This window comes from Terrabacter sp. C0L_2, from assembly GCF_036352015.1.
In the GTDB taxonomy this organism is placed as follows: domain Bacteria; phylum Actinomycetota; class Actinomycetes; order Actinomycetales; family Dermatophilaceae; genus Terrabacter; species Terrabacter tumescens.
On record NZ_CP143557.1, the window covers coordinates 4,349,767 to 4,363,033 of the forward strand.

Sequence of the window (13,267 nt, forward strand, 5' to 3'; positions counted from 1 at the left end):
CGCGTCAGCCGCCGGGGACGAGCACGTCGCTGCCGCGCTCGAGCAGCGGCCAGTTGGACCCGGCCCGGGCCAGCACCCGCTTGTCGCTCGTGACGATGAGGATGCCGCGGGGTCCGCCGACGGTCATGATGGTGACCGCGCCGGGCACCGCGTTGAGCCGTCCGATCCCCTCACGCGTGCCGTCGACGCCGGCGCCGATCGTGGCGAGCCACGGGCGCATCGGGTCGCTCGCCCCAACCTGGCCGAGCACCGCGTAGTTGGTGGGGTCGAGCCACGTGACGTCCTGGATGCGGGTCAGCGACTGCGCCTGCTGGAGCGGCTTCGCGAGCGCCTGCGGCTCGCCGTTGGTCGCGCGGACGATCCCGCTGACCCCGAGCTGCGCGTCACCGCCGGAGCGGTCGGTCGTGACGATCAGCACCCGCGCGGCATCGGCCGAGACGGCCATCGCCGTGACGCGCCGCTTGCCGAGCCACGGCGTGCTGACCGGGTTGGCCGTGGCGTTCGGGTCGCTCGACACCGAGTCGAGCACGAAGACGCGGTCGTCGCCCTGGTCGTCGCTGCCGGCGACCCAGAGGTAGCCGTTCGCGTCGTAGACCGGGCGCGTCAGCGAGGTGGCGAACGCCGCGACGGTCCGCGTCTGCGCCGTGGCCCGCCAGATCGACAGCTCGGTCCGGTCGCCGGAGACGGCGGCGACCTGCTTGTTGTCGGCCGACAGGGCCAGGCTCTGCCACGTGTCGGGGATGCGGGCGATGTCGCCGTCCTTGGGCTTGAGGTCCGGGCGCTTGGAGGCCTGCGTGTCCGGGACGTAGCGCGGGTCGAAGCGGCGGATCGTGTCGCCGGTGCGCAGCAGCGCGGTGTCGAAGATCGTCTGGTTGACGGTGTCGTAGCCGAGCTCTGCTGCCGACGCCACCGACGTCACCCCACCGGGCAGCTCGAGCTTGGTGTTGTCGACGGCGAGGGACACCGAGCCCACCGAGGCGACCTGGCTCAGGGTCTTGGTCAGCTGCGCCCACATCGCCGCGCGGGCTGCCGGGTCGGCGGACAGCGCCTCGCTGCTCAGGTTCACCAGGGCCTTGCCGGCCGTGACGGGGACGGCGTTGACCGCGAGCCGGGTGCCGGGTGGCACGCCGGTGGAGACGGCGCCGGCGAGGTAGGCGGGTACGGCGCTCAGCTGCGCGCGCGCCAGGGTCGTCGCGAGCCGGGTGCCGATGGGGAACCATCGAGGGTCCGGGATGAGGTCACGGCCGTTGCGGCTGACGTAGTGGATGAACCTCTTGACGTAGACGCGGTTGAACTGGTCGTTGTCGAGCCACAGCCCGAAGCCACTCGACGGCAGCTCGACGCGCCACTCCCCGCCCACCTTGGTCAGCCCGAGGGTGACCTTGACCCGCGTGCCCACCGGTTGCTCGATGTAACGGCCGTCGGGTGTCAGGCGCGCCATCCCCGCCGCGCTGACCTCGACGGTGTCGTCGGACACCTTCTTGACCGTCAGGTCACCGTCGTAGACGACGACGTCCTCGCTCGACCAGCGCCAGAGGTCGATCGACTGGGGCGCGAGGAACGAGCGTCCGGTCGCATGGGTCTCGTCGGTGTCCTCGCCGGCGCGGAGGAAGCCGCGGACGATGGCTTCCTGGCTGGCGCCGTCCACGGGACCGACGGCGACGACGCGTACGGGCTCGCTCAGGACCTCACCGAGGGCACGTCCCTCGACGACCGGGCCGGTGCTCGGCAGGCCGCCGCACGCCGCCAGGAGCGTCGACGCGGCGAGGAGCAGGCAGGCCAGACGGCGTGCCCTCACGGCGAGCGCTCCACGACGATGCGGCGCAGGCGCAGCGTGTCGTCGTCGGCCGGCCCGGACGACCCGGACGACCCGGACGACCCGGACGACGGGTCGTCCCCGGACGCCCGGAGACGGGCTGCCTCGGCTGCGAGCGGGCTGAGCGGCAGCGGCGAGCTCGTGATCGTCGCGTCGGCGCGGCGCGGCAGGGTGAGGCGGAAGCAGGACCCCTCGCCGCGGGCGCCCCAGGCCTCGAGACGCCCGGCGTGCAGGCGCGCGTCCTCCAGGGCGATGGCGAGCCCGAGGCCGGTCCCGCCGGTGGTCCGGGCACGAGCCGGGTCGGCGCGCCAGAAGCGGGTGAAGACGAGGGCCGCCTCGCCGGGCCTGAGGCCCACGCCGTGGTCGCGCACCGTGACGGCGACCGCCGAGTCGTTGGACCCGATCGTCACCTCGACGGGCTTGCCCTCCCCGTGCTCGATGGCGTTGGCGACGAGGTTGCGCAGGATCCGCTCGATCCGACGAGAGTCCATGTCGGCGACCACGGGGCTCGACGGTGCGTTGACGACGAGCTGGGTGCCCTTGCGCGCTGCCAGGGTGCGGTGGGCGTCGACCGCTCGCTCGACGCAGGCCCGCAGGTCGCTCGCCTCGACCTCGAGCACCGCGGCGCCGGCGTCGAAGCGGGAGATCTCGAGCAGGTCGCTGAGGAGGGACTCGAAGCGGTCGAGCTCGCCGCGGAGCAGCTCGGCCGACCGCGCGACCGTGGGCTCGAAGTCGCCGCGCGAGTCGTGGATGAGGTCGCCCGCCATGCGGATCGTCGTCAGCGGCGTGCGCAGCTCGTGCGAGACGTCGGAGACGAACCGCTGCTGCACGCGGGAGAGGTTCTCGAGCTGGGCGATCTGTTGCTGGATCGAGGCTGCCATGCCGTTGAAGGACGTGCCGAGGCGGGCCAGGTCGTCCTCGCCCTTGGCGCGCATGCGCTCGTTGAGGTTGCCCTCGGCGAAGCGCTCGGCCACGGCCGCGGCGCGCCGCACCGGGTCGGCGACGAGTCGGGTCACGACGAAGGCGATGGCGCCGATGAGCAGGATGAGCGCTGCCCCGCCGAAGAGGAAGGTCTGCCCGATGAAGCTGATGATCTCCCGCTCGCGGTCCATCGGGTAGATGAAGTAGAGGCCGTAGAAGCCGGCGACCGGAAGCTCGACCTTCTGCCCGACGATGACGGCCGAGATGCTGTCGCCGCCCTCGTCGATGGTGGCCACCTGCAGGTGCTGACGGTCGGGCTGGGCGGCGACCTGCTTGCGCAGCTCGTCGGGGATGAAGCGCACGCCGACGCTGCCGCTCTCGATGGGGCCGACGATGAAGGGCGAGGTGTTGTCGTCGAAGCGGGTCAGCACGACGTAGCGCGTCTCGTTGCCCGCGTCGCGCCGGTAGGACTTGATGAGGGTGGTCGCGAACTGGGTGAGCTTGGCCTGGGTGTCGGTCTGGTCGGTCGAGTCGAACTGCCCCTGCGCATCCGTGGCGTCACGCAGGCTGTCCTCGGACGCGATGCGCTGCCGGCTGTCGACGAGGCCCTGGGCGATCGAGCCGTAGAGATAGGTGCCGACCGCCGTGAGCACGAGGATGCCGAGCAGCATCGTCACGATGACGACGCGGAAGCCGAGCGAGGCACGCCAGAGGTGCAGCACGCGCTGCCACGCGCGGCGCAGCACCGATCCGACCCGCGAGGCCAGCCCCGCGGGTCCGCTCCGGGCCGCGCGCTGCGTCATGTCAGGACGGGCCCGCCTTGTAGCCGACCCCACGCACGGTCACGACGATCTCGGGCCGCTCGGGGTCGTGCTCGATCTTCGAGCGCAGCCGCTGCACGTGGACGTTGACGAGGCGGGTGTCACCGGCGTGGCGGTAGCCCCAGACCTGCTCGAGCAGCACCTCGCGGGTGAAGACCTGCCACGGCTTGCGCGCGAGGGCGACGAGCAGGTCGAACTCGAGCGGCGTCAGCGACAGGGACTCCCCCGCCCGCTTGACGGAGTGGCCGGCCACGTCGATCTCGAGGTCTCCGATGGCAAGGCGCTCGGGAGCGGGCTCGTCACCGCGACGGAGCCGGGCGCGGACGCGCGCGATGAGCTCCTGCGGCTTGAACGGCTTGACGACGTAGTCGTCGGCGCCGGACTCGAGCCCGACGACGACGTCGACGGTGTCGGTGCGTGCCGTGAGCATGACGATGGGCACGCCGCTCTCGGCACGGATGCGGCGGCACACCTCCATGCCGTCGAGGCCCGGGAGCATGACGTCGAGCAGAACGAGGTCGGGCCGCGACTCGCGGAACGCGCCCACCGCCTCGGCGCCGTCGGCCACGTGCGTGACCTCGAGCCCCTCGTTGCGCAGCACGATCCCCAGCATCTCGGCGAGTGCGAGGTCGTCGTCGACGACCAGTACCCGACCCTTCACGACAGGCTCCTTCCCGGGACCGCGGATCACGCGCCCCGTATGTCCTGACCAAATCATCACACACGCCTGACCGACTACTGACGCTCATCGGTCCCCGTAAGGTGCGCGGCGTCGTCCCTTCCGAGCGAGGACGGAGCAGGTATGCCGTGTGCACACGTCCCCGGGACGGGTGCACACGGCATACGTGCTCGGTCAACAACGCCACCCGAAGGGTGCGAGGACGGCCTGCGAGAACCGGGGGCGCGACCGGTCAGCGGGGGGTCACCCCTGCGTGACGTACCACTTGCCGCCGATCTTGACGGCCTTGAAGCTCGCGACCACGTCGGCGGCCAGGGCCGGCTCGGTCGTGACGCTCTCGAAGGTGGCCGTGTTGCCGCTCACGGTGGCGCCGCTGATCTTGAGGCCCTTGAACGCCGCGCCGAGCTCCTTGATCTGGTCGAGCATCGGGGTGATCGTCTTGCCGCAGGCCGCGGCGGCGTTCGGGATGCTCGAGATCGCCTTGCCGCTCGTGGCCATGAGCGAGCACACGGTGTTGCCGTCGCCGGCGACCATGGCCCCCAGCCACGAGGTCATGGCGGCCTCGGGGGTCGACTGGTCGACGGGTCCGGCCGTGGCCCCGGTGGCGCCATCGGTGGCGTCGGTGCCCGTGTCGTCGGTCGTCGCGGACGACATCGTGTCGGTCGGGGTGGTCGCGCTCGAGCTCGAGCCGGCCGGGGTGCTCGCGGTGGCCGTCTGGTCGACGGACTTCGAGCAGGCTGCGAGCGAGACGGACAGCGCCAGTGCGAGTGCACCGGTCAGGAGCTTCTTCATGGAGGGTCCCTGCCAGACGGGTGGTCGGTGAGTCCTTCGATCCTCCCACGGCAGGCCCCGCGGTTCAGGTCGAGAGACGGACCCACAGCGTGCGCCGGCGCGGGGTGGTGGGGCGCGCCAATCGGCCCAAAAGCCCCCGGCTCCCCCACGCACCGGGGATGATCGCCCGGTGACGAGCGACACGCGCAACGCCGCACCGGAGTCGACCTCTCGGTCGGCCTCGACCGCCGCGGCACCGGCGACCGGGCGGGCCTCGGGGCTGCCGCTGCTGCTCCGGCAGGCGCTGCCCGGGCTCGTCGTCCTCCTCGCCGTCCTGCGCACGATCCAGCCGGTGCGCGACCCGGACACCTTCTGGCACCTCGCGGCCGGCGACCACCTGCGTGGGACGTGGTCGTTCGCGGGCGCCGACCCGTTCAGCACGATGTCGACGCAGCCGTGGCGCCTGCACGAGTGGCTGCCGGAGCTGCTCATGAGCGTGACCCAGCAGGCCTTCGGGCTGGCCGGCGTCTCGTGGCTGCTGCCTCTCGGCGTCGCGGCGATCGCGCTCTGCCTGTGGGTGGTCCTGCGCCGCGAGGCCCCCCTGCTCGTGACGACGGTCGTGCTCGTCGTCGCGCTCGTCGCGATGAGCGGCAGCCTCTCGCTGCGACCGCACCTCGTCTCGTTCGCCGGGGCCGTCGTGACGACCGGTGCCTGGCTGGCCACGGGCCGCGACGGCCGGGTGCGCTGGTGGCTCGTTCCGCTGACCTGGGTCTGGGCGTGCAGCCACGGCATGTGGTTCGTCGGCGTCGCCATCGGGCTCGTGGCCGTGGTCGGGCTGCGCCTCGACGGCGTCTGCCGTGGGCGCGCCGCGCTGCGCCTCGCCCTCGTGCCGCTCGCATCGCTCGTCGCCGCTGCGCTGACCCCGGTCGGCCCCGAGCTGCTGACGGCGCCCTTCGCCGTGCGGGACTACGCCCAGTTCGTCACCGAGTGGCGCTCGCCGTCGCTGACCGACGTCCCCTTCGTCGCCTTCCTCGCCTGCGCCGCCGCGACCCTGCTCATCTGGTCACGCGAGCGCCGACGCACGCCGTGGACGGAGATCCTCCTCGTCGGGCTCGCGATCGGCTTCGCCCTGCTCTACGTGCGCACCATCGCCGTCGGTGCCGCGATCGCCACCCCGGTGGCCGCCCTGACCATCGCCCGCGTCGCCCGGCTCCCGCGGGAGCCCGTCGCGCACCGCGAGGTCGCGCTGACCCTCGGGCTCGCTGCCGCGGCCCTCGCCGTCGCCGGCCTGCTCGCACCCGCCCGCGGCGCCCGGCCCGACTACGGCCCCAACGACCTCGACCGCCAGATCGCCGCGCTGCCGGTGGGGACCGTGCTGTGCAACGACTACGACAGCGGCGGCTGGCTCATCTGGAAGCACCCGAACGTCCGTCCCGCCATCGACGGCCGAACGGAGGTCTATGCCGTGCCCTACGTCGAGGCGTACATGCGCTTCCAGGGCGCGGCCCCCGGGTGGGAGGCGATCCCCCAGCGGACTGGCTGCCGCTGGGCCCTGCTCCCCGCGAGCCTGTCCGTGTCGGACTCCCTCGTCCGTCAGGACCGCTGGACCGTGTCCGCGCGTGGCTCCGACTACGTCCTGCTCCGCGCCCCGCGCTGAGCCGGTCGACGCGCACCAGCTACGCGCACCAGCCCACAACGGACGTATGCCGTCCCCCTCGCGAGGGGGACGGCATACGTTCTCGTTCGGCCGGCGGCCGGCCGCGAGCCTGCTTGCGACAGGGCTCAGTAGCGGTAGTGCTCCGGCTTGTACGGGCCGGCGACGTCGACGCCGAGGTACTCGGCCTGGCCCTTGGTCAGCTCGGTGAGCCGGACGCCGAGGGCGTCGAGGTGCAGGCGGGCGACCTTCTCGTCGAGGTGCTTCGGCAGGGTGTAGACCTGCTTGGCGTAGTCACCGGTCTTGGTGAAAAGCTCGATCTGGGCGATCGTCTGGTTGCTGAAGCTGTTGCTCATGACGAAGCTCGGGTGACCGGTCGCGTTGCCGAGGTTCATCAGGCGACCCTCGGAGAGCACGATGATCGAGCTGCCCGACGTGAACGTCCACTCGTGGACCTGCGGCTTGATCTCGGTCTTCTGGATGCCGGGGACGCGGGCGAGGCCGGCCATGTCGATCTCGTTGTCGAAGTGGCCGATGTTGGCGACGATGGCCTTGTTCTTCATCTTCGTCATGTGCTCGGCGGTGATGACGTCGTAGCAGCCGGTCGTCGTGATGAAGATGTCGGCGGTCTCGACGACGTCCTCGAGGCGCGCGACCTGGAAGCCCTCCATCGCGGCCTGCAGCGCGCAGATCGGGTCGATCTCGGTGACGATGACGCGGGCGCCCTGGCCGCGGAGCGACTCGGCGCAGCCCTTGCCCACGTCGCCGTAGCCGGCGACGACGGCGACCTTGCCGCCGATGAGGACGTCGGTGGCGCGGTTGAGGCCGTCGATGAGCGAGTGGCGGCAGCCGTAGGTGTTGTCGAACTTGCTCTTGGTCACCGCGTCGTTGACGTTGATGGCCGGGAAGAGCAGCTCGCCGGCCTCGGCCAGCTGGTAGAGACGGTGGACACCGGTCGTGGTCTCCTCGGTGACGCCCTTGATGCCGGCGGCGACCGTGGTCCACTTCTGCGGGTCGGTGGCCAGGGTCTGGCGCACGAGCTCCTTGAAGACGCCGAACTCCTCGGAGTCCTCGTCGGTGGTGGGCGGCACCTGGCCGGCCTGCTCCCACTCGCGGCCCTTGTGGACGAGCATCGTGGCGTCGCCACCGTCGTCGAGGATCATGTTCGGGCCCTCGCCGCCGGGCCAGGTGAGGATCTGGTCGGTGCACCACCAGTACTCGGGGAGCGTCTCGCCCTTCCAGGCGAAGACGGGCACGCCCTGGAGGTCGTCGGCGCTGCCCTCGGGGCCCACGACGACGGCCGCGGCGGCCTCGTCCTGCGTCGAGTAGATGTTGCACGACGCCCAGCGGACCTCGGCGCCGAGCGCGGTGAGGGTCTCGATGAGCACGGCGGTCTGCACGGTCATGTGCAGCGAGCCGGCGATGCGGGCGCCCTTGAGGGGCTGGGCCGCGGCATACTCCTCGCGGATCGCCATGAGGCCGGGCATCTCGTGCTCGGCGAGTCGGAGCTGGTGTCGGCCGGCCTCGGCGAGGCTCAGGTCGGCAACCTTGTAGTCGAAGGACATGAGTGATCGTTTCCTTTGATCGTCGGTGTGCAGACCCGGCGCGCCCCTCTGGGCTCATCTGGCGGGTCATCACCCACGCCGGCAGTCGCCCAGTCTAGCGGCGGGCACGGTCGGCCTCGAATCGCCTGTCGAGCCCTGCGCGCTCCCCTGGCCCGAGCCACCCGCACACTTTCGGGCCGGTCACCCGCTGCAGGCGGTGTGGCGCTGGCTCCGAGATGTGCAGGTGCGCGGTCGGACGGGTCAGGCCGCTCTCCGCGCGGCCCGACGGGCGGCGGACTCGATCCGGCGTCGGATGCCGCCCGGGTCCCCGAGCTGCGACCACACGACGCGGACGGCCTCGTAGTCCTCGTCGCGGATCGCGTCCTCGCGGATCTTCTCCGCGAAGAGCGGGTTGTCGGCGGTTGGACCGGTCATCCGGCCGCCTCCCGTCACACCGGCACCGTCCACGGGAGGGCGGTACTTCACCGCACCGTCGAACTCGAGGACGACGGGGTGCTCGTCGAGCAGCGCGTCGACCCGCTTGGCTCCCTGCCTCGTCCGGATCCACACCTGCGGCGTCGCGCGGATCTCCAGCTCGCGCAGCACCGCAGCGAGCCGGGTCTCGCCCGGTGACTCGTGCCGGCCGTCCGCGTGGGCGAGTGCAGCTCGGACCGGCGCGACCCCGTTCCGGCCTGCGAAGACCCGGAGCGCTGCGTCGACGCCCTCCTTCGTGATGAGCTCGGCGTGCAGCGCTGCGTCTGCGGCGATGAGTGCGTCCATCGGGCCGTTGAGGATGCCGCTCTGCACCACCGCGACGGCGATCGGCAGCGCGGGTCCCGTGCTCGTCTCGCGGACCCGCACCCCCGGGAGGCCTGGATGCACCCGGTAGCCCTGGCGCGACCTCGACCCGCGGTCGCGCACCCGTGTGAGGTGCACTTCGGAGAGGTCTGCGCGCCACACGGGGATCCCAGCCTGGAGCAGGCGCGTGTGGTGGCTGGCCGCGACCCGGCCCTCGAAGTGGCGCAACAACGCCCGCAGGCTGAGCAGGTGCCGGTCGACGGCGTCCTCGGGCGCACGGGTGGCGAACCAGCCTCGGACGAGACGGTGCAGGCGCCCATCTCGGCAGAGCCGCTCGATGTCGTGCGACGTCAGGCCGACGTCGTGCAGGCGGCTGGCATCGACGACGTGGTCGTCGCAGTGGGGCACGAGGTCCGACACGAGGTTCATGCCGTCAGGGTGCCCGCTCCGAGCTTGCCGGGCTGGCGGCCCTGAGCCCGCTGTGGACGGTGGCAGGTGCCCCGCACCGGGTGTGGACAGCGGTGTCCCGCCCCATGACCCCGGGACACACCTCTGGGAGGTCAGCACACGGCATACGCGGTGTGGTCGGCCCCGAAGTGTGCAGCTCGGCCACGCCCGTCAGTGCGAGGTCGCGGCCTCGTCGTGCTTGGTGCGGCGCGGGATGACGTGGAGCACGGCGACGATGACCCCACCGACGACGAGGCCGATGAGCGCCGACGCGAGCGTGTTGACGACCCACGCGAGCAGGCCCCCGATGCCCGCGACCCCGGCCACGCCCTCCTCGAGGTGGTGGACGAGGTCGTAGAGCGCGTGCCAGCCGAGCTCGTCGACGCCGACGAGCAGGATGTGGCCACCGACCCAGAGCATGGCAGCGATGCCGACGGTCGAGAGCACCGACAGCAGCTTCGGCATGCCCTTGACGAGGCCTCGGCCGACGCGCTGCGAGGTGCCGGATTCGCGCTTGGCGAGGTGGAGGCCGACGTCGTCCATCTTGACGATGAGCCCGACGACGCCGTAGACGAGCGCCGTGATGAGCAGCGCGACGATGACGAGGATGATGAGGCGCGAGAGGAAGGGCTCGGTGTCGACCTCGTTGAGGGCGATGACCATGATCTCGGCCGAGAGGATGAAGTCGGTGCGGATGGCGCCGGACACGACGGCGTCCTCGTCGACCTCGCCGGCCTCGGCCTTCTCCTCACGGTGGCCCGAGAGGATCTCCCAGACCTTCTCGGCCCCCTCGTAGGCGAGGTAGGCGCCACCGACCATGAGGATCGGCGTCAGCGCCCACGGGACGAACTGGCTGAGCACCATGATGACCGGCAGGATGATGAGCAGCTTGTTGCGCAGGGAGCCGAGCGCGATCCTCTTGATGATCGGCAGCTCGCGCTCGGGGGCCAGGCCCTCGACGTAGCGCGGCGTGACGGCGGTGTCGTCGACGACGACACCGGTCGCCTTGACGCTCGCCTTGGCCGCGGCCGCGCCCACGTCGTCGACGGACGCCGCCGCGAGCTTCACGAGTGCCGCGATGTCGTCGAGGAGCGCTACGAGTCCGCCTGCCATGGCGTCATCCTAGGGTGGTCTGGGAGTCGGCTGGGAACGCGCTCAGGCGGGTGCGTCGAGCTGGAGCCCGAGCAAGGCGTTCTCGACGACCTCGGCGAGCGCCGGGTGGATCCAGTACTGCCCGCGCGCCATGGCGTGGACCGTCGTGCCGAACGCCATCCCCTGGATCAGCGGCTGGATGAGCGAGGTCGCCTGGGGTCCCATGAGGTGGGCGCCGAGCAGGAGGCCCGTCGCCGGGTCCGCGATGAGCTTGCAGACGCTCGTCGTGTCCTCCATCGCCCAGCCGTATGCCGTGTCGCCGAACGCCTGGACGTAGCTCACGTGGGCGCGTCCCTGCTCGACGCACTCCTGCTCGGTGAGCCCGACGGTCGCGATCTGCGGGTGGCTGAAGACGCCGGAGGGCACGTGCTCGAGGGGCAGCCGGCGCAGGTCGTCCGGGTGCACGAGGTTGTGCGCGATGGTGCGCGCCTCGGCGTTGGCGACGTGCTTGAGCTGGTAGGGGGCGCTGACGTCACCGAGGGCCCAGACCCCGGGCGCGCTGGTGCGACCGTGCTCGTCGACCTCGATGCGACCGTCGTCGAGCAAGCGCAGGCCGCCGACGTCGGCGCCGAGGTGGGCCGTGTTGGGCTCTCGGCCGGTCGCCACGAGCAGCAGGTCGGCGTCGACGACGGCCGTGCTGTCGAGGTGCAGCCGCACGCCCTCGCCCCCGGCGCCGATCTCGACACGGACGACGTTGGCGCCGGTGCGCACGTCCCACTGCTCCCGGGCCAGGTCGGTGAAGCGCTGCGCGATGTCGGTGTCGAGGTGGCGCAGCAGCATCGAGGACCGGGCCACGACGGTCACGTGCACGCCGAACGAGGCGAAGACGTGAGCCATCTCGCAGGCGATGAACCCACCGCCGATGATCGCGAGCCGCTCGGGCAGGGCGTCGATCCGCATCACCGTGTCGGAGGTGTGGAACGGCACGCCGGACTCGGTGACGACGTCGGGCACGACGGGGTGGGCCCCCGCGGCGACGACCACCTGGTCGGCGGTCAGGGTCTCGGTGCCGCCGTCGTGGAGGTCGACCGTGAGGGTGCGCTCGCCGGTGAAACGGGCGTGACCGAGGAAGGCCGTCGTGTTGGGCCCGTCGACGCGGTAGCGCCGGCCGCCGTCCGAGATGGGGTCGATGCGCCCGAAGACGCGGTCGCGCACGTCGCTCCAGCGCACGCCGTCGAGCGTGGCGTCGACGCCGTAGCGCCCGGCCTCGCGCACCTCGCGGGCCCGGTCGGCGGCGTAGACGAACATCTTCGTCGGGATGCAGCCGACGTTGAGGCACGTGCCGCCGAACGTCCCGCCCTCGATGATCGCAACGCGCTTGTCGTCGAAGTCGGGCGTCACGAGCGAGTTGCCCGAGCCGCTGCCGATGATGGCCAGGTCGAAGTGCTGGGTCACTGTCGCAGCCTACGTGGAGCAACCCGGCCGACCCGGGACGGGCCGCTCCTGACGTGAGGCCGCTGACGGCATACGCCATCGGTCCGCCCACGGGAGGGCCGCGGGACCACCCGGGGATCACACCTCGCGGGAGCCCCGCAGCAGGCGGACGTGCGGCGACGTGGCCGGGTCGAAGCCGAAGCCGAGCGCGAGGTAGGTCGCGGCGAAGTCGGTGAGAGAGACGTGGTGGGCGAGGCGCAGCAGCGGGTCGGCGGCGGGGGCGTCGACGAGCGAGACCCGCACGCCGGCGTCCTCGGCGACGGAGACGACGGTGTCGGCCAGGCCGTGCCCGTCGCCGGCGGAGGTGTCACGCATCATGATGAGGCGCAGCGGCGCCCGGCTCGGACCGTCGAGGAACGGGTCGGCGAAGATGTCGTCGCTGCCGCCGCCACCGGACTGGCCCGGGGCGAGCGGTCCGTCGAAGCACGCGACGATCTGGCTCGCGGCATCGGGCAGGCAGCCGTGGGCCACGGGGACGCGTCCGGTACGACCGAACATCGCCGCGGCCCGGCGAGCGGTGACGTCCCCGAACGGCCCCTCCCCCAGGACGATCGGCGTCGACTCGGCGAGCTCGGTCGCGAGGATCTTGGCCGGGTTGACGAACGACTCGGACGACGGGCGCGCATCCGTGGCGGTGCGGTCGAGCAGGTCGGCGAGCTCGCCGAGCGTCTCGTGGCTGACGGAGGCGATGCCCAGGGCATCGGCTGCGAGCAGGGCCGGGGTGGCCTGCGCCCACACCGACGTGCGCGACGACGAGCCGCCGACGGCGATCGGCACGTGCACCCCGTGGGCGCGGGCGCACACGTCGGCCAGCGGGGAGTCCGCGGCACCCACGGTGACGAGGAAGGCCCCGCGGCGGGCGGCCTCGGCGGCGAGGGCGAGCGTGCCAGCCGCCCGTCCGGACTGCGACACGGCGAGGACGACGTCGAGCGCGCCCACCCAGCCCGGCAGGGAGCCCGACGTGCAGCTCTGGACCGGAAGGGCGGCCGCGCCGCGGCTCACGGCCTCGAAGAGGTCGGCCACCGCGACCGAGCCGCCGGCGGCCGCGACGACGACGCCACGCGGCTCGACGTCACGCAGCCGGTCGAGACCGGCCTCCCCGGCGGCCGCCATGGTGCGCCGCACCTGGGCGCCGGCTCCGGCGAGGGCGCGCAGCGAGTCGCTGGAGTCGAGGGACGCCAAGGCGCCCTCGTCGTCGAGGCGGGCTTCGTCGAACACGGCGCCCACGGG

10 protein-coding genes are annotated in these 13,267 nt (G+C 72.2%); 1 reads left to right on the forward strand and 9 read right to left on the reverse strand.

Annotated elements, in window-relative coordinates:
* Window positions 1-4: 4 nt before the first annotated feature.
* The 4 genes from U5C87_RS20230 to U5C87_RS20245 all read right to left on the reverse strand — a co-directional run bounded on the left by U5C87_RS20230 (window position 5) and on the right by U5C87_RS20245 (window position 5,029).
* A complete protein-coding gene (locus U5C87_RS20230; RefSeq protein WP_330474235.1) occupies window positions 5-1,798 on the reverse strand; it encodes a GerMN domain-containing protein in 1,794 nt (597 codons plus the stop codon).
* Window positions 1,795-3,540, reverse strand: coding sequence for an MtrAB system histidine kinase MtrB (mtrB, locus tag U5C87_RS20235; protein ID WP_330474236.1), 1,746 nt, complete (start codon window positions 3,538-3,540; stop codon window positions 1,795-1,797). The genes U5C87_RS20230 and mtrB overlap by 4 nt, the downstream gene beginning before the upstream one ends.
* Before the next feature lies 1 nt (window position 3,541).
* Window positions 3,542-4,219 (reverse strand): MtrAB system response regulator MtrA, encoded by a 678-nt coding sequence (gene mtrA / locus U5C87_RS20240; RefSeq protein WP_330474237.1) that lies wholly within the window; start codon window positions 4,217-4,219, stop codon window positions 3,542-3,544.
* Between the two features lie 261 nt (window positions 4,220-4,480).
* Window positions 4,481-5,029, reverse strand: a complete 549-nt coding sequence (locus tag U5C87_RS20245; protein ID WP_330474238.1) for a hypothetical protein — start codon at window positions 5,027-5,029, stop codon at window positions 4,481-4,483.
* A 169-nt stretch (window positions 5,030-5,198) separates the two neighbouring features.
* Here U5C87_RS20245 and U5C87_RS20250 point away from each other — a divergent pair, with 169 nt between their 5' ends.
* Window positions 5,199-6,665 (forward strand): hypothetical protein, encoded by a 1,467-nt coding sequence (locus tag U5C87_RS20250; RefSeq protein ID WP_330474239.1) that lies wholly within the window; start codon window positions 5,199-5,201, stop codon window positions 6,663-6,665.
* Window positions 6,666-6,790: 125 nt separating this feature from the next.
* Here U5C87_RS20250 and ahcY read toward each other — a convergent pair whose 3' ends face one another.
* The 5 genes from ahcY to U5C87_RS20275 form a co-directional block, all read right to left on the reverse strand.
* Complete coding sequence (gene ahcY / locus U5C87_RS20255) at window positions 6,791-8,227, reverse strand: adenosylhomocysteinase (RefSeq protein ID WP_330474240.1); 1,437 nt, start codon at window positions 8,225-8,227, stop codon at window positions 6,791-6,793.
* A gap of 240 nt (window positions 8,228-8,467) precedes the next feature.
* A complete protein-coding gene (locus U5C87_RS20260; protein ID WP_330474241.1) occupies window positions 8,468-9,433 on the reverse strand; it encodes a hypothetical protein in 966 nt (321 codons plus the stop codon).
* A gap of 189 nt (window positions 9,434-9,622) precedes the next feature.
* Window positions 9,623-10,564 (reverse strand): DUF808 domain-containing protein, encoded by a 942-nt coding sequence (locus U5C87_RS20265; protein ID WP_330474242.1) that lies wholly within the window; start codon window positions 10,562-10,564, stop codon window positions 9,623-9,625.
* A gap of 42 nt (window positions 10,565-10,606) precedes the next feature.
* Window positions 10,607-11,998, reverse strand: a complete 1,392-nt coding sequence (locus tag U5C87_RS20270; protein WP_330474243.1) for a mycothione reductase — start codon at window positions 11,996-11,998, stop codon at window positions 10,607-10,609.
* Between the two features lie 117 nt (window positions 11,999-12,115).
* Window positions 12,116-13,264 (reverse strand): SIS domain-containing protein, encoded by a 1,149-nt coding sequence (locus tag U5C87_RS20275; protein WP_330474244.1) that lies wholly within the window; start codon window positions 13,262-13,264, stop codon window positions 12,116-12,118.
* Between the last annotated feature and the right edge of the window lie 3 nt (window positions 13,265-13,267).